This is a genomic window from Halochromatium sp., assembly GCF_046541315.1.
GTDB lineage: Bacteria > Pseudomonadota > Gammaproteobacteria > Chromatiales > Chromatiaceae > Lamprobacter.
Window position 1 is genome coordinate 1 of sequence record NZ_JBKHDN010000040.1, and the last position, 16,768, is coordinate 16,768.

The 16,768-nt window shown below is 67.6% G+C and carries 14 protein-coding genes and 1 tRNA gene; 5 read left to right on the forward strand and 10 right to left on the reverse strand.

From position 1 onward, the window contains the following. Positions 1 to 418 precede the first annotated feature (418 nt). Positions 419 to 508, reverse strand: a tRNA-Ser gene (locus ACLFQI_RS04560). Between the two features lie 237 nt (positions 509 to 745). Here ACLFQI_RS04560 and ACLFQI_RS04565 point away from each other — a divergent pair. Together ACLFQI_RS04565 and ACLFQI_RS04570 are read left to right on the forward strand one after the other, a co-directional pair. Continuing rightward, positions 746 to 1,435, forward strand: a complete 690-nt coding sequence (locus ACLFQI_RS04565; protein ID WP_410757695.1) for a Bax inhibitor-1/YccA family protein — start codon at positions 746 to 748, stop codon at positions 1,433 to 1,435. 92 nt (positions 1,436 to 1,527) lie between these two features. Further along, complete coding sequence (locus ACLFQI_RS04570) at positions 1,528 to 1,713, forward strand: hypothetical protein (RefSeq protein ID WP_410757696.1); 186 nt, start codon at positions 1,528 to 1,530, stop codon at positions 1,711 to 1,713. Positions 1,714 to 1,935: 222 nt separating this feature from the next. On the opposite strand, the gene ACLFQI_RS04575 is transcribed toward ACLFQI_RS04570, so the two are convergent. Together ACLFQI_RS04575 and ACLFQI_RS04580 are read right to left on the reverse strand one after the other, a co-directional pair. Next, positions 1,936 to 4,308 (reverse strand): Tex family protein, encoded by a 2,373-nt coding sequence (locus ACLFQI_RS04575; protein ID WP_410757697.1) that lies wholly within the window; start codon positions 4,306 to 4,308, stop codon positions 1,936 to 1,938. Between the two features lie 65 nt (positions 4,309 to 4,373). After that, a complete protein-coding gene (locus ACLFQI_RS04580; protein WP_410757698.1) occupies positions 4,374 to 5,147 on the reverse strand; it encodes a nicotinate-nucleotide--dimethylbenzimidazole phosphoribosyltransferase in 774 nt (257 codons plus the stop codon). Between the two features lie 166 nt (positions 5,148 to 5,313). Here ACLFQI_RS04580 and ACLFQI_RS04585 point away from each other — a divergent pair, with 166 nt between their 5' ends. Further along, positions 5,314 to 6,162, forward strand: coding sequence for an SDR family oxidoreductase (locus tag ACLFQI_RS04585; protein WP_410757699.1), 849 nt, complete (start codon positions 5,314 to 5,316; stop codon positions 6,160 to 6,162). On the opposite strand, the gene gshA is transcribed toward ACLFQI_RS04585, so the two are convergent. The 4 genes from gshA to rluD form a co-directional block, all read right to left on the reverse strand. Next, positions 6,159 to 7,844, reverse strand: coding sequence for a glutamate--cysteine ligase (gshA, locus tag ACLFQI_RS04590; protein WP_410757700.1), 1,686 nt, complete (start codon positions 7,842 to 7,844; stop codon positions 6,159 to 6,161). The genes ACLFQI_RS04585 and gshA overlap by 4 nt on opposite strands. An 11-nt stretch (positions 7,845 to 7,855) precedes the next feature. Next, on the reverse strand, positions 7,856 to 9,967 hold the full coding sequence (locus tag ACLFQI_RS04595) for a carboxy terminal-processing peptidase (RefSeq protein WP_410757707.1): 2,112 nt from the start codon (positions 9,965 to 9,967) through the stop codon (positions 7,856 to 7,858). Between the two features lie 286 nt (positions 9,968 to 10,253). Next, positions 10,254 to 11,081 carry a peptidoglycan editing factor PgeF gene (gene pgeF, locus ACLFQI_RS04600; RefSeq protein WP_410757701.1) on the reverse strand — a complete coding sequence of 276 codons (828 nt, stop codon included), beginning with the start codon at positions 11,079 to 11,081 and terminating at the stop codon, positions 10,254 to 10,256. Beyond that, entirely contained in the window at positions 11,062 to 12,060 is a 999-nt protein-coding gene (gene rluD / locus ACLFQI_RS04605) for a 23S rRNA pseudouridine(1911/1915/1917) synthase RluD (protein WP_410757708.1), read from the reverse strand. The genes pgeF and rluD overlap by 20 nt, the downstream gene beginning before the upstream one ends. Positions 12,061 to 12,157: 97 nt before the next feature. Here rluD and ACLFQI_RS04610 point away from each other — a divergent pair, with 97 nt between their 5' ends. After that, positions 12,158 to 12,979 (forward strand): outer membrane protein assembly factor BamD, encoded by an 822-nt coding sequence (locus ACLFQI_RS04610; protein WP_410757702.1) that lies wholly within the window; start codon positions 12,158 to 12,160, stop codon positions 12,977 to 12,979. Positions 12,980 to 13,046: 67 nt separating this feature from the next. On the opposite strand, the gene ACLFQI_RS04615 is transcribed toward ACLFQI_RS04610, so the two are convergent. From ACLFQI_RS04615 to sucC, 3 genes are all read right to left on the reverse strand, one after another. After that, positions 13,047 to 13,385 (reverse strand): P-II family nitrogen regulator, encoded by a 339-nt coding sequence (locus tag ACLFQI_RS04615; protein ID WP_410757703.1) that lies wholly within the window; start codon positions 13,383 to 13,385, stop codon positions 13,047 to 13,049. A 108-nt stretch (positions 13,386 to 13,493) separates the two neighbouring features. Beyond that, positions 13,494 to 14,366, reverse strand: a complete 873-nt coding sequence (gene sucD, locus ACLFQI_RS04620) for a succinate--CoA ligase subunit alpha (RefSeq protein ID WP_410757704.1) — start codon at positions 14,364 to 14,366, stop codon at positions 13,494 to 13,496. Beyond that, a complete protein-coding gene (gene sucC / locus ACLFQI_RS04625; protein WP_410757705.1) occupies positions 14,363 to 15,559 on the reverse strand; it encodes an ADP-forming succinate--CoA ligase subunit beta in 1,197 nt (398 codons plus the stop codon). Before sucC ends, sucD begins: the two co-directional genes overlap by 4 nt. A gap of 318 nt (positions 15,560 to 15,877) precedes the next feature. Here sucC and argA point away from each other — a divergent pair. Next, a partial coding sequence (gene argA, locus ACLFQI_RS04630; protein ID WP_410757706.1) for an amino-acid N-acetyltransferase occupies positions 15,878 to 16,768 on the forward strand: 891 nt, incomplete at its 3' end.

Consider the following 16,768-nt stretch of genomic DNA (forward strand, 5'->3'; position numbering starts at 1 on the left):
GGCTGCGCCCAGGCCCTACCCGCGACCAAGCCCGCGATCAGGCACAGGATGGCTATAACCCGCTTCATCATCGACATGAGGCCTCAAACCTTGCGGCACAGGGATCCATAAATAGGGGCTGCAGGGGCGAAACACAGCAGCAAACGCGTCCGTACACCGCGGCATGCGCGCGGGTAGAGCCATTCGCCCTGACGCGCGGACACGAACATCTCGTGAAATCTGGCCCGTGAACTCTGGCCCGTGAGATCTGGCCCGTGAAATCTGGGCCTCTGGGTCAGCGTTATCCGGCAATCGGGTCGCGCGGCCATCTGCTCGGTCTGCGTCCCAACAGAGAGAATGGCGAGCGTCAGGGGTTCCACAGGTGGATATGAGGCGACGCGCGCAGCGTCGAGTAGAACAGCATGACTGACAGCATGAATGGCGGAGAGGGTGGGATTCGAACCCACGGACGGGATCAACCGTCGCCGGTTTTCAAGACCGGTGCATTCAACCGCTCTGCCACCTCTCCTGGGCGGGGTTGTCGACCGAGCGGAGTCGAGCAATCCGCATAGGATACCTCAACAGCGGACCAGTTTGCACTTGGGCCAGTTTGCACTTGGGGCGGATGTCCGCATCCAAAGGATGCAACAAGGCCCCTGTTATCGGTATGCTTGCGCTCTAAGGCATCGCCCTCGAAACCTTAGGGCCAAGACCCGGTCAAAGGTCCGCGATGCAATGATGCAAACCCAACGGAGACACCATCACGATGGCAAACCCCAACTCCTTCCTGACGAAACAGCAAGCAGTCCCGGCGGGCCGCGCCGGCTCGGTGCTCGAGACCAACAAGGTCCTCAAGAACACCTATCTCCTGCTCGCCGCGACCCTCGGCTTCAGCGCCTTCACCGCGATGCTCTCGATGGCGCTGGCGATGCCCTCCTGGGTCTACCTGGTATCGGTCATCGGCGCCATGCTGCTCGGCATGTTCGTGCTGCCGCGCGCCGCGCAATCGGCCAAGGGCGTCGGCGTCATCTTCGTCATCACCGGCCTGCTCGGCTTCGGCCTGGGCTCGATCCTGAGCATGTACCTGGCGCTGCCAAACGGCCCCAGCATCATTGCCACCGCCTTCGGTGGCACGGCGGTGATCTTCCTCGGGCTCTCCGGTTACGCGCTGACCAGCAAACGCGACTTCAGCTTCCTCGGCGGCTTCCTGTTCGCTGGCATGATGGTCGCGGTCGTCGCCATGATCGCCAACATCTTCCTCAACATGCCGGCCCTCGCACTCGCGGTCTCGGCGGCGATCATCCTGCTCATGAGCGGCTTCATCCTGTTCGACACCAGCCGGATCAAGAGCGGCGCCGAAACCAACTACATCATGGCGACCTACGGCATCTACCTCTCCATCTTCAACATCTTCATCAGCCTGCTGCAGATCTTGGGCATCATGGGCGATGAATGAGCACGCCTAGGCGCTCTCTCGCTGGCTGAGCTGACACGACCCCGGCTGCGGCCGGGGTTTTTGTTGATCAGACATCCACTCACGGAGGCCCCATGGACCTATTCCTGAAGATCGCCGCCGCCGGCGTCCTGATCATGATGCTGTTTTTTCTTTGGCCGACCCTAAAGAACTGGCAAGAGAACGGTCCCAAGGCCGAGAAAGGCGACTGGCAAGCCGCGCTCGTGCCGCTCGCCGCCGTGGTCGGCTTTGTCATCCTGCTGATCATGCTCGTGCGCTAAAACAACGACGCCTGGCAGCGGCCGGCAGCGATGGGCAAAGCCGTCGACGACAAGGCCAGAGGTGACGGTGACGGGGGGCCCCCGCCGGGGGCGTCGATCGCCAGGATAGCGATCGCGAGCCTCCAAGGACGGATTCACGGCGCCCCCCCGGCGGGCGCCACCCGATGCCGGCACCAGCGACGAACGCAAACCAGCCTCCAGCCCCCGACCGGCAAACGCCGGTCACCCCCGCCGAGCCTTGGCAAAGGCCGCCGCCATCGCCCCCTCGGCCACCGTCGACTCCTCGCCACCCGACTTCCGTTTCGAGCCCGAGCGACCATCACCGCTAGCACCGCCACTACCAGCCTTGGCACCAACACCACCGCGCCGATCAGCTCCGCCAGCACCCCGCTGACCGCCTTCCGAGCGCCCGGCACCGCCCTCGCCCTCCGCTGCATCATCCAGCCGCATGCTCAACGCCACCCGCTTGCGCGGCAGATCCACCTCCAGCACCTTCACCTTCACCAACTGCCCGGTGCTGACCACCGCATAAGGATCGCGCACGAAACGCTCCGCCAAGCGCGAGATATGCACCAGCCCATCCTGATGCACGCCGACATCGACGAAGGCACCAAAGTTGGTCACATTGGTCACCGTGCCCTCCAGCACCATGCCCGGCCGGAGATCGGACAGCGTCTCGACCCCCTCCATGAAGCTCGCCGCCTTGAACGTCGGACGCGGATCGCGCCCCGGCTTCTCCAATTCGGCGATGATGTCGCGCACCGTCGGCTCGCCGAAGCGCGCATCGGCGAAACGGGCCGGCTGCAGTTGGCTCAAGGTCGCGCGATCCCCGATCAAGGCCCGAATATCCCGCCCGACCTCCTTGAGGATCCGCCGCACCACCGGATAGGCCTCCGGATGCACCGCCGAGCCATCCAACGGCTCATCGCCATCGGTGATGCGCAAGAAGCCCGCGCACTGCTGAAAGGTCTTCTCGCCCAGGCGCGGCACCTTCTTCAACTGCGCGCGACTGCGAAAGGCGCCCTGCTCCTCGCGGAAGCGCACGACGTTCTCGGCCAGCGTCGAGGTCAGCCCCGAGACCTGCGCCAGCAGCGGCGCCGACGCCGTGTTCAGATCGACGCCCACCGCGTTCACGCAATCCTCGACCACCGCATCCAGCGTGCGCGCCAGCCCACTCTGATTCACATCATGCTGATACTGACCGACGCCGATCGCCTTCGGCTCGATCTTCACCAGCTCGGCGAGCGGATCCTGCAACCGGCGCGCGATCGACACCGCCCCGCGCAGCGACACATCCAGCTCCGGCAGCTCGCGCGACGCATACTCGGAGGCCGAATAGACCGAGGCGCCGGCCTCGCTCACCACCAGCGACTGCAACCCCAGCTCCGGGTGACGGCGGATCAGCTCGCGCGCGAGCTGATCGGTCTCGCGCGAGGCGGTGCCGTTGCCGATGCTGATCAGCTTCACGCCGTGCGTCGCCGCCAGCTTGGCCAGCGCCGCGATCGACGCATCCCATTGGTTCCTCGGCGCATGCGGATAGAGCGTACCGGTGTCGACCACGCGCCCGGTCGCATCCACCACCGCCACCTTGATCCCGGTCCGCAATCCCGGATCGAGCCCGATGGTCGGCAGCCGCCCGGCCGGCGCCGCCAGCAGCAGCGCCTTCAGATTCTTCGCGAAGACCCGGATCGCCTCGCTCTCGGCCGCCTCCAGCAGCCGATGCTTGAGGTCGAGATCCAGGCGCGTCATCAGCTTGATCCGCCAGGCCTTGCGCACCGTCTCGAGCAGCCAGGCATCGCCCGGCCGGCCCTGATCGCGAATGCCAAAATGCTGTGCGATGCGGCCACGGAAGGCGACATCCGGGTCCTCGCCCTCGCCGGCTCGCAACTCCAACGCCAGGACGCCCTGATTGCGGCCCCGGAACAGCGCCAACGCGCGATGCGAGGGCACCTTGGCGATCGACTCGCGGTAATCGAAGTAATCGGAGAACTTGGCGCCCTCGGCCTCCTTGCCGTCGAGCACCCGCGCCACCAGGATGCCGACCTCCCAGAGCCGCTCGCGCAGTTGCCCGGCCAGCTCCGCATCCTCGGCGAAGCGCTCCATCAGGATCTGACGCGCGCCCTCCAGCGCCGCCGCCCTATCGGCCACTCCCTTGCCGGCATCGACATAGGCGGCGGCCTGCTGCTCGGGCGCTCGCGAGGGATCCGCGAGCAAGGCATCCGCCAAGGGCAAGAGCCCCGCCTCGCGCGCGATCTGCGCCTTGGTGCGCCGCTTCGGCTTGAACGGCAGATAGAGATCCTCGAGCCGCTGTTTGGTCTCGGCGGCCTCGATCTCGGCGCGCAGCGCCTCCGAGAGCTTGCCCTGCTCCTCGATGCTGGCCAGGATCGCCGCGCGGCGCTCCTCCAGCTCGCGCAGATAACCCAAGCGCTGCGCCAGATGGCGCAACTGGATATCGTCGAGCCCGCCCGTCGCCTCCTTGCGATAGCGCGCAATGAACGGCACCGTGGCGCCATCGTCGAGCAGCTCCACGGCTGCTTGCACCTGCCGCGGATGACAGTCCAGCTCTTGCGAGATAACGGAAATAATTGCGCCCATGAATCTTGTGTCAGGTCTCCATTGATGCCAACAAGGCCGCGTATTGTAGACAAAAGTCGGAGACGTCAGAGCCGAGCGTCCAAACGAACGAGACTGACCTCGCCACAGCCGACAGAAGGCACATGCAGCCAAGGCCGCGCGGACGGATTCAGGCGCAGCGCGAGCAACACCGCGATCCGCGCGCTCGCGCCCACGGCCCACCACGGCAATCCAAGCTGAGCCGCCGCCAACGCCGAGCCGACCAGCGCCGCGTGCTCGAAACCGCCCAGGCAGCGCAATGCCCGATAGGGATCCGCTCGATCCAAGGCTGCGGCATGGCGCTTGAGGATGAGCGCAACGTCCGTGTCTTCGCGTTCGACCAAGTCGCCGGCATTCAGCAGCCGATACCAGGCCCGATTGGTGATGCGCGCGCCCGTTCCGCCGCCGCGCGCCGAGATCGCCGCGACGCCCTCCAGCTTGGCCCGCTCGATGGCCTGTCGCCCGGCACTCAGCGCCCGATCGAGCCGATGGCTGTCCATCGCCGCCCCCAGACGGCTGTCGAGGGTGCCCGGCCCCAAATCGAAGCGCTGTGCGCCGGGATCGATCCGCGCCGCATCCTGTCGCCCGAGATCGAGTTTGATCTCGGTCACCAAGGCCCCAAAGGCCCCCGCCCCGGTCACCACGGCGAGGCGAGCAAGGGCGCCAGGAGCCTGACATCGGCGCGCCCCCAGGCCGTGCGAGCGCGGACACTGACTCGATTCCGGCTCACCAGCGCCCATCGACTGGCCGCGACGTCCAGCACCATTCACCGCAAGCGCGGTACCATGATCGGCGACCATGTCGAGCAGCCGAATCCGCATCGGGCCCGCCGGTCCGGCAGCGGAGGATGCCGGCGCGGCGGGAACCGATAACCAGTGTGGCCAGGCGGGATGCGACCTCATCGCCGATCCGCGCGCACTAAGCCGGCCCCAGGCCAATCCGCGAGACCATGATGGCGATAGCGACCAAGATCGAGATCATACCAAGATGAACCAGCAACGCAGTATCCTCATCACCGGCTGCTCGAGCGGCATTGGGCACCACTGCGCCCATGCACTCGCAAAGCGCGGCTGGAAGGTGGTCGCCTCGGCGCGCCAGCAGGCCGATGTCGAGCGCCTGCAAGCCGAGGGCTTGCTGGCCGTGCGCCTCGACCTGAACGATCCCGAGAGCATCGCCAGCGGCCTGGAAGCCGCCCTGGCACTGACCGATCGACGCCTGGACGCGCTGTTCAACAACGGTGCCTTCGGGCTGCCTGGGGCGGTCGAGGATCTGACCCGCGCGGCGCTGCGCGCCCAGTTCGAGACCAACCTGTTCGGCTGGCACGACCTGACCCGGCGGGTGATCCCGATCATGCGCGCCCAGGGCCAGGGCCGCATCGTGCACAACAGCTCGGTGCTCGGCCTCGTCGCGCTGCCCTTTCGCGGCGCCTATGTCGCGAGCAAGTTCGCGCTCGAAGGGCTCACCGACTGCCTGCGCCTGGAGCTGCGCGGCAGCGGTATCGAGGTGTCGCTGATCGAGCCGGGGCCGATCCTGAGCCGCTTTCGCGACAATGCCTTCAACGCCTATCAGCGCCACATCGACCCGCACGACAGCCCATACCGCGCGACCTATCGACAGATGGAGGCGCGCTTGCGCAAGCAGGGCGCCGCACAGCCGTTCACGCTGACGCCCGAGGCGGTGCTGCGCAAGCTCGTGCATGCGCTCGAGCATCCGCGCCCGCGCGCGCGCTACGCCGTGACCTTGCCGACTCATCTGCTCGCCGTGCTGCGCCGCCTGCTGCCGAGCCGCGCCATGGACTGGGTCCTGCGCCGGGCCTCGCGCGGTGGGCGCGGCTAGGCGCGCTCCTCGTTCAGCCCGTCGGCCGGCGCAAAAGGCGATCGCAGCGTCACCGGCTCGGTCTCGGTCTGCGCGAAGTAGCGCGCGAGGAAATGATCGAAATCGCCCTCGTCATGGGCCTCGATCTGCGCCTGCCGCGCGCGCGAATCAGCCGCGAGCCGCGCAAGCGACGCCGCGCGCGCCGGATCGAGTTCGAGCCGGCGAAAGCCCTCCCAATGCTGTTCGGTGAGTCGGCGCGCGTATTCAGCGAAGCCCTCGCCGCGCGCGCGCATCTCGTCCAAGATCCGTGCCGAGGGCGTCGCCTCGGGCGCGGCCATCTTCAACTGCTGCGCGCGCAGCGCGGCCTGGAATGCACTCCCACCGGCGCCCTCACTGGCGCCCCCACCGGCGCCATCCATCAGCTCGGCGAGCGGCGCCATCGCTTCCAGCACCTGCTCGCCCCAGTCGCGTAACGCGATCGCGCCCGCCGAACACTGCAATCGCAAGCCCGGCTCGCGCCCACGATGCGCGGCCAGCACCTCGTTGCTGTCGATCCAGCGGCGCTCGCGCGGGGAGATCGTCGGGCTCGGCAAGAGCAAACAATAGAGCATGAACAGCGCCAGGAAGTGCATCTGCTCAAGCTCGATGCCGAGCGGCTCGAACGGATTGACATCCACCGAGCGCAGCTCGACGTAGCGAATCCCGCGCCGGCGCAGCGCCAGCGTCGGGAACTCCATCCAGTCGGTGAGCTGCTTCGGACGCACGGTGCTGTAGTACTCGTTCTCGATCTGCAGCACATGATCGTTGAGCTGCTCCCAGCGCCCATTGACCTTGGTGCCGATCGACTCATAGTGCGGGCAGGGCGTGCGAATCGCCCAGGTCAGGCTGCGGGTATAGGCATCGAGGCTGTCGTAGTTGGCCTTGAGGCCGGTGCCCTCCTCCTGACGGTTCTGGTAGCCGATATCGCCCATCCGCAGCGAGGTCGCGTAGGGATAGTAGAAGGTCTGGGCATCGAACACCTCCAGGTCGGTGGTCGGGTCTTGCACGAAGCTGCGGCAGACCGCCGGCGAGGCACCGAACAGATAGGGCACCATCCAGCCCAGACGCTGCAGGTTGCGCACCATGCCCATGTAGCCGGCGTCGCGGGCTGCGGCCGGACCGTCGTCCTGGCTGCCGCCGACCTCGGCCTGGTAGGGCTCCCAAAAGGCCTCCGGCAGCGAGAAATTGAAATGCACGCCGGCGATGATCTGCATCGTGCGACCATAGCGATTGCCCAGCCCGCGCCGATAGACGGTCTTCATCTCGGCGGCATTCGAGCGGCCATAGCGCGCCAGCGGGATGTCGGCCCCGCCGTCGAGCACGCAGGGCATGCTCGCCGCCCACAGGCGCTCGTCCCCGATGTGCCGATAGACGAACAGATGCAGGTCGCGCAAAACATCGAGCACGGTCTGCGGCCGCGACAGCGCCGGCGTCACCAGCTCGACCAGGGCCTCGGAGAAATCGGTGGTGATATGCGGGTGGGTCAAGGCCGAGCCCAGCGCCGGCGGATGCGGGGTTTGCGCCACGCGCCCCGCCGGCGTCACGCGCAGGGTCTCCTTCTCCAGCCCGATGAGACAATCGGCGAGCAGGGCACGGACTGCGGGATCGGCGAACGGGCGCAGGCGCCGCGCCGGTAACGCGGCGAACGACAGGGGCTCGGACATCAATCGCGGTCTCAGTCGCTCATCGCCGCGCGCGGCTGCTCGTCGGCCTCTCGCGACACGATCATGTCGGCCAGGATGCGGGCGGCCTCGCGGGTCAGGATGCGGTCGATGACCTCCTGCTGTTGCTCCAGGGCCTCCTCGTCGACATGGTCGGCATCCTCATCGACGGGCTCGATCCCACGCGCGCGCAGGAACGCGGCCTTGCGCTCTTGCAGCACTTGCTCGCGACGCTCGGACTCGGCGCGTCGCTCACGCTCGCTCAGCGAGACGCGGTCCTGCGCCTCGATCTCGCTCAGGATGCGGGCCTGGTCGATGAGCATCCGAAAACCATCGTCCTCGACGATGCGTCGCGCCGAGCGCCGCTTGAGCGTCGCGAGATCGAGCTTGGCATCGACCTCGAACGTGGCCGGGCGAATCCGCCCCCAGGGCAGCGCATTGTCGAGCGAACGCTCGCCATGCTCGATGTCCTGCAGGCCCAGCTCGAAGTTGATATCGGGCTCAATCCCCTTCAACTGCGTGCTCGCCCCGCTGATGCGGAAGAATTCCGCCATGGTCAGGCGCAACCGCCCAAGCTGCGTATCGTCACCCGGCACGTAGCGATCGAGATCGATCAGCGTCTGCACCGTGCCCTTGCCGAAGGTGGGCTCACCAATGATGATGCCGCGCCCATAGTCCTGGATGGCGCCGGCGAAGATCTCGGACGCGGAGGCACTGTTGCGATCGACGAGCACGGCGAGCGGGCCGGTGTAGTGGATCGCCGGGTCCGGGTCCACCTCGACCTCGATCTTGCCGAACGAATCCTTGACCTGCACCACCGGCCCCTCCTCGATGAACAGGCCGGTCAGCTCCAGCGCCTCGGTCAATGAGCCGCCACCATTGCCGCGCAGATCGATGATCAGGCCATCGATGGACGCCGCCTTGAGTTCCTCGATCAGGGCGCGCACGTCGCGGGTGGTGCTGCGGAAATCCTGTTGGCCAGCGGACTCGGCGCGGAAATCCCGGTAGAAGGCCGGCACCTCGATGACGCCGATGCGCAGCGAGGGCGCATTCTCCGGACCCTCGATGACGAAATGCTGCGCCGCCTGATCCTCGAGCTTGATCTCGTTGCGCACCAACGAGACCTCGCGCATGCGCCCGCCGGCCGCCTCGGACTTCGGCAAGGTCTGCAACCGCACCACCGAGCCCTTGGGGCCACGGATCTTGTCGACGACATCCTGCAGCCGCCAGCCGACCACGTCGACCATCTCGCCATCGACCCCCTGGCCGACGCCGACAATGCGATCGCCGGTCTGGATCTGACCGGACTGACGCGCCGGCCCGCCCGGAATGGTGCGCTGAATCACCGTGTACTCGTTCTCGGCGCGCAGCACCGCGCCAATGCCCTCGAGCGAGAGGCGCATGCTGATGTCGAAATTCTCCGAGGTGCTCGGCGACATATAGCTGGTATGCGGCTCGAGCGTGCGCGTGTAGGCATTGACGAAGCTCTGATAGACATCGTCCGCGGTGAACTGGTGGATCCGTCGCGTGATGCCGGTATAGCGCTCGCGCAACTGTTCGCGGATCGCCTCGTCGTCCTTGTCGGCCAGCTTCAGCAGCAGGTAGTCGTTCTTGACCCGCTTGCGCCAGATGTCGTTGAGTTCGGCCTCGTTCGCGGCCCAGTCCGCCTCGTCGCGCTTGAACAGATAGCTTTCGTCGCGCTCGAAATCGAACGGCTGCCGCAACAACGACAAGGCATAGTCGATGCGCGCATCGACCCGCATGCGGTAGACGCGGAAGATATCGAACGCGGTATCGAGCTTGCCTTTGGCCAGATCGTCGTCGAGACGTCCGGCCGAACGCCGGAAGCGCTCCATGTCGCGTTGCAAGAAGAACAGCCGGTTCGAGTCGAGGTCGGTGAAGTAGTTGTCGATGACCTCGGTGGCGAAGGCGTCGCTGAGTTCGAAGTCCCGATAGTGGAAACGCTCGAGCACCTTGTTGATGACCACCATGGTGCGGGCCTGACGCTCATCGGGGAACAGCTCGGCGAGCCCGACCTCCTGGGTCTTGGCGAGCGCGCCGAAGGCGAGGAGCGCGCTCAGCAGCAGGGTCAGCAGGCGTGCGAACGGGAAGCGACCTCGGGTCATGGCCCGAGGCGAGCGGACCGGCCGGGGTGCCGGTCGGGGTGCCTGGCCGCGAACCGCGCTCGGGAGCGCCAAGGGGAGGCGTCGTTTACTCATGAGCTAGTACTGATGGATCCAATGATCTGATAAAAAAAGAGAGTAGCGGCAGCAGCGGGCGAGATCAATCGAACCGGCCGCCGCACCCGCTCGGTCCAAACGGCCATTGCCGCCCCGCGCGCGAACCGCGAACGACGCGTCTTCCCGGGCGGCGCCGCGCCATGTGCGTTAGGCAAGCGCCGTCCCCTCGGGTTCAAGTGGCGTCGCACAACGCCGGCGACTCAAGCCAGATCAGGCTCGCCATACGCCCGCTCACCCCATCGCGCCGATAGGAAAAGAAGCGCTCCGGCTCGGCAAAGGTGCAATGCTCGCCTCCGCCTATCCAGCGCACGCCCAGCGCGCCGAGGCGCTGGCGCGCGAGCAGCCCGAGATCGGCCAGCCAGCGCCCCTCGACGCCGCGCCGAAAGGCCATGGCCGCCTCGGCGCGCGCCGCGCAAAAGGTCGCGCGCACCTCGTCGCCGACCTCGAAATGTTCCGGCCCGATCGCCGGCCCCAGCCAGGCCAGCAGCTGCCCGGCCGGGCGCCGCATGCGCCGTACCGTCGCCTCGATGACGCCGGCCGCCAAGCCGCGCCAGCCGGCATGTACCGCTGCGACCACGCCGCCGGCCGCATCGCAGAGCAGGATCGGCAGACAGTCGGCGGTCATCACCACGCAGACCGAGCCCGGCCCGAAGGCGACCGAGGCATCGGCGACGCAGGCCGCATCGGCCGCGCTGGTCGCGGCGTTGGGCGCAGCGCTGGGCGCAACACTGGGCGGAACACTGGTCGGAACACTGGAGGGAACGCTGGGCAGCGCGCTGACCGTACAGCCATGCACCTGTCGCAGCCAGTGCGGCTCGACCGGCACCCCGGCGCGCGCGCGCAACCGCGCGCGGTTGCGCTGCACCGCCAGCGGATCGTCGCCGACATGGTCGCCGAGATTGAGACTCGCGTAAGGCCCGCTGCTCAGGCCACCCTCGCGCGTCGTGCTGACCGCCCGCACCGCCGGGGGCGCCGGCCAATCAGGTCGCAGTAGCCGCATCGCCGCTCTCCTGTTGCAAAAGGGCGCGGAGCGCGGCCAGATCGGCGGCCAGCGGCACCTGCCAGTGCATGGGTTCGGCGCTCGCCGGGTGGATCAGCCCAAGCCCGATGGCCTGCAAGGCCTGGCGCGGAAAGCCGCGCAACGCGGCGGCCAGCTCGCCACCAGCGTCGGCGGCGACACGCGAGCCCGCGCCATAGAGCGGATCGCCCACCAATGGATGGCGCAGATGGGCCATGTGGACGCGAATCTGATGCGTGCGCCCGGTGTGCAGCCGCACGCCGAGGAGACTGTGATGCGAATAGCGTTCCAACACCCGATAGTCGCTCACCGCCGGCCGGCCACCGGCGACCACGGCCATCGCCGTGCGCCGCGTCGGATGCCGCCCGATCGGCGCATCGACGCGACCGCTGGCGGCGGGCTGGCCGACCACCAAGGCGCGATATTCGCGCTTGACGCTGCGCGCCTTGAGCTGCGCGACCAACGAGCGATGGGCCAGCAGGCTGCGCGCGACCACCATCAGTCCGGTCGTCTCCTTATCCAGGCGATGCACGATACCGCAGCGCGGCAGGTCGCCGAGGCGCGGGTCATGATGCAAGAGCGCGTTCTGCAGGGTGCCGTCCGGATGCCCGGCGGCCGGATGCACCACCAGCCCGGCCGGTTTATCGATCACCAGCAGATGGGCGTCCTCGAACACCAGGCGCAGCGGGATCGGCTGCGGCAGGCAGTCCCCGGCGGGTTCCAGCAACGGCCGGACCAGCACCTGCTCGGCCCCGCGCACGCGGTCTTTCGGGCGCGGCGCGCGCCCGTCAAGCGACACCCGCCCCTGTTCGATCCAGTCTCGCAGGCGGCTGCGCGAGAATGCCGGCAGCAGCTCGGCGAGGACCTGATCGAGCCGGCGCCCGGCGTGCTCGGGCCGCAGTCGCAGGGTCCGGGGCTCGGAGTCCTCGTCCCGGGTCCGATCGTGCGGGCGGCTGTCCATGATCTCTGGGGGTGCTTCTGTGACTGTCACGTCGATTCAGTATACTGACGAGCTATCACCTCGACCCATGAACACGCGCTGCGACGCCGCATTCTCCATGATCCGAATCCTAGTGACGACCCTCATCGCTGTTGCCCTGTTGAGCGGCTGCGGCATCCTCGGCAAGGAGTTCGATGAGACCGAGGGCTGGTCGGCGAACGAACTCTATAGCAAGGCCGCGCGGGAACTCGATTCCGCCAATTACAAGCGCGCCATCGAACTGTACCGGAAACTCGAAGCACGCTACCCGTTCGGTCGTTTCGCGATGCAGGGCCAGCTCGACATCGCCTACGCCTACTACAAGGCCGAGGAGCCCGAGCAGGCACTCGCCGCCGCCGACCGCTTCATCAAGCTCTATCCGCAAAACCCCTACGTCGACTATGCCTACTATCTCAAGGGCATCGTCAACTACAACCGCAGCATTGGTTTCCTCGACCGCTTCTTCCCGCTCGACACCGCGCAGCGCGACCCCGGCTCGGCGATGGATGCCTTCAACGATTTCTCGGAACTCGTGCGCCTCTATCCGAACAGCAAGTATGCCGCCGATGCGCGCCAGCGCATGCTGCATCTGCGCAACATGCTGGCCGAGGGAGAGCTACACGTCGCCCGCTACTACATGGAGCGCGGCGCTTATCTCGCCGCTGTCGCGCGGGCCCAGTACGTGGTCGAGCGCTTCCAGCGTACCGGCGCCGTCGAGGATGCCCTGGAGCTGATGATCGAGGGCTACCGGCGGCTCGGCGAGGACGAACTCGCCGCCGATGCGCGCCGGGTCTTGGTGATGAACCGCGAGGCGGGTCGCTTCCTCGACGATACCCCGGACCCGAGCGAGGTCAGCCTGGCGCGGCGGGTCTGGGATTATCTCGGCCTGGACCGCAACTGAGCGGCGCCGCAGTCGCGGTGCGGCGATCGCCGCCGCCGGCGGTGCGGATGGCCGCAGGCTGCGGCGCTCAGATCGCGGCCTCGTTCTCCTCGCCGGTGCGGATGCGCACCACCCGATCGACCGGGCTGACGAAGATCTTGCCATCGCCGATCTTGCCGGTGCGCGCGGCCTTGGTGATGGCCTCGACACAGGTATCGAGCTGATCGTCGGCGACCACCAGCTCGACCTTGACCTTGGGCAGGAAATCGACCACGTACTCGGCGCCGCGGTAGAGTTCGGTGTGCCCTTTCTGGCGACCGAAGCCCTTGACTTCGATCGCAGTCATGCCGGTGATCCCAGCCTGCGACAGGGCCTCGCGGACATCGTCGAGCTTAAAGGGTTTAATGATGGCTTCGACCTTCTTCATGGAGTTCTCCGTTCAACCTGTCGGCTGCTCATCGGGTGAGTATAAGAGCCTGCCTGGGGATTGACCATAGGCATTGACTGAATGATTGGCGGTCCCGCCGGCTTCGGCTTACTGGCCAAGCAGCTCGGCGACGCGCCGTCCAAGCAGCGCGGGCGAGCGCACCACTTGGACACCAGCGACCTCCAGCGCCTGATATTTCGCCTCGGCGCTGCCACCGCCGGCGCTGACGATGGCGCCCGCGTGTCCCATGCGTTTGCCCGGCGGCGCGGTCACGCCGGCGATATAGGCCACCACCGGCTTGGTCATGCGCTGGCGCACGAACGCGGCGGCCGCCTCCTCGGCGCCGCCGCCGATCTCGCCGACCATCAGCACCGCCTCGGTGTCCGGATCGGCCTCGAACCGGGCCAGGCAGTCGACGAAATCCATCCCGTGGATCGGATCGCCGCCGATGCCGATACAGGTGCTCTGCCCCAGCCCCTCGGCCGAGGTCTGTTCGACCGCTTCATAGGTCAGGGTCCCGGAACGCGAGACGATGCCAACCCGTCCCGGGGTATGGATGGCGCCGGGCATGATGCCGATCTTACAGCCCCCCGGAGTGATGATGCCTGGGCAGTTCGGCCCGATCAGCACCGCCTCATGGCGCGCCAGTGCCGCCTTCACCGCCAGCATCTCCAGCACCGGAATGCCCTCGGTGATACAGACGATCACCCGGATGCCGGCATCGGCGGCCTCCAGGATCGCATCCGCCGCATAGGCCGCCGGCACATAGATCATCGTGGCCTCGGCGCCGGTCGCGCGCACCGCCGCGTGGACCGTATCGAACACCGGCAGCCCCAGATGGCGTTGCCCGCCCTTGCCGGGCGTCACGCCGCCCACCATGCGCGTGCCATAGGCGATCGCCTGCTCGCTGTGGAAGCTGCCCTGGCGCCCGGTGAAGCCCTGACAGATCACCCGGGTCTCGGCATCGACGAGGACGCTCATGTCTCGCCTCCCGCGTGCGGGACGCGTGCGCGTTGCGCGGCGGCCGCCTCGACCACCTTATTGGCGGCGTCGACCAGGGTCGCGGCGGTCTCGATCGCCAGCCCGCTGCGCGCCAGCCGCTCCAGCCCAAGGGCTGCGTTGGTGCCCTCCAAGCGCACCACCACCGGCACCTTGACGCCGACCTCCTGGACTGCCGCAAGGATGCCCTCGGCGATCAGGTCGCAGCGCACGATGCCGCCGAAGATATTCACCAGCACCGCCGCCACCTTGTCATCGCTGAGCACCAGGGCGAAGGCGCGGGCGACCCGCTCGGCGGTGGCGCCGCCGCCGACATCGAGAAAATTGGCCGGCGCGCCGCCATGCAGGGCAATCAGATCCATGGTCGCCATCGCCAGCCCGGCGCCATTGACCATGCAGCCGATATCGCCCTCCAGGCTGATGTAGCTCAGCCCCTCGGCGCGCGCCGCGACCTCGCGCGCATCCTCCTGGCTCGGATCATGCAGCGCCGCTAGCTCCGGCTGCCGATAGAGGGCGCTGTCGTCCAGATCCAGCTTGGCGTCCAATGCGATCAGCTCGCCGGCCTCGGTGACCACCAGCGGGTTGATCTCGACCAGGCGCGCATCGCAGCGGATAAACAACTGGTAAAGCCCGTTCAACAGCCCCGCGAAGGCCGACTGTTGGGCCGCCGTCAGACCCAGGAACAGCCCGATCTGACGGCATTGCCAGGGACGCAGTCCCAGCGCCGGCTCGATGTGCGAGACCAGCACCGCCTCGGGATCGGCGGCCGCCACCGTCTCGATGTCCATGCCCCCCGCGGCCGAGGCCATGACGGCAATGCGCTCCGCCGCGCGGTCCACCAGCAGCGCCAGATAGAGTTCGCGCGCGATCGCGACCGGCGTCTCCAACAGCACCCGCGACACCGGCAGTCCGTTGGGCGGCGTCTGCGCCGTCACCAGCCGGCTGCCGAGCAACGCCCGGGCCTGGGCCTCCAGTTCGGTCATCGACGCGCAGCGTCGCACGCCGCCCGCCTTTCCCCGGCCGCCAGCATGCACCTGCGCCTTGACCAAGGCCGGCATGCCGAGGCTCTCGGCCGCTGCCCGCACCTCGTCGAGCGACGCCGCCACCACCGACTCGGGCACCGGGATCGCAAAGCGGGTAAGAAGCTGTTTCGCCTGATATTCGTGCAGATTCATGAAAACACCGAAGCTGTCGCGCCGCCCCTCTGGACACAGGGGTTACACCCGGAGTACACCGCAAGTGCGCCTGACGAGTCCAGGGCAAGCGGCGCCGTCCGCGCCAAGGCCATCCCCGCAACGGACAAGGATGGCGTATTCTGCGGGATTCGCCGGCAACGACCAAGTCCCACGTCCAACCAAACCCTTCCCGGCTCCCGCCGCCCCTGCTCGCCGAGCAGATCCGGCGGCCTAACCGCAATTCCCATCGTGGCGGCGAACGGCTCGGCATGAGCCCGCGCTCGCCGCACGATCATTGACCCAAGCTCGGACTCGTCTATGACCTCGCGCCCAGCCGCCGACCCTTTCCTCGACTGGTTCCGGCACTGTACACCCTATATCCATGCCCATCGCGGCCGTACCTTCGTCATCGCCGTCGGCGGCGAGGCGCTCGACGACACCCGTCTGCCCGAACTCGTGCATGACATCGCGCTCCTGCATGGACTCGGTATCCGCCTGGTGATCGTGCATGGCGCGCGCCCGCAGATCGAGCGCCGCCTGGTCGAGCGCGGCGCCGCCCTGCGGGTCATCAACGGCCTGCGCGTCACCGACGATGCCGCCCTCGCCTGCGTCAAGGAAGCCGCCGGCACCGCGCGCGTCGAGATCGAGGCGCTGTTATCGCTGGGCCTGGCGAACTCGCCGATGGCCGGTGTGCGCATCCCGGTGGCCTCCGGCAATTTCGTCTTCGCGCGGCCGATCGGCGTGCTCGATGGCATCGATTACCAGCACACCGGCACGGTACGCCGCATCGACCGCGTCGCGCTCGGCCAGCGGCTCGACGATGGCGCCGTCGCGCTGATGCCGCCGATCGGCTACTCGCCGACCGGCGAGGTCTTCAACCTCAGCGCCGCCGATGTCGCGCGCGCAGCCGCCATCGCCCTTGAGGCGGACAAACTGATCTTCCTCGTCGAAGGCCGTGGACTCACCGACGCGCCCAGTTCAACGCCGGGCGCGACATCCAACCAAACGCCCGCGCAGACAACCAAGCAGACGCCCGAACTGGCGCCCGAACTGGCGCCCGAACTGGCATCCGAACTGGCACCCGAACTGGCGCCAAGCCAGGCGCCCAAGCAGGCGCCCAACCAGGCGCCCAACCAGGCGCCCAACCAGGCGCCCGGCCAACCGCCGAGCGGCGCCGACCAAGCCCCCCGGATCCGCTCGCACCTGCTC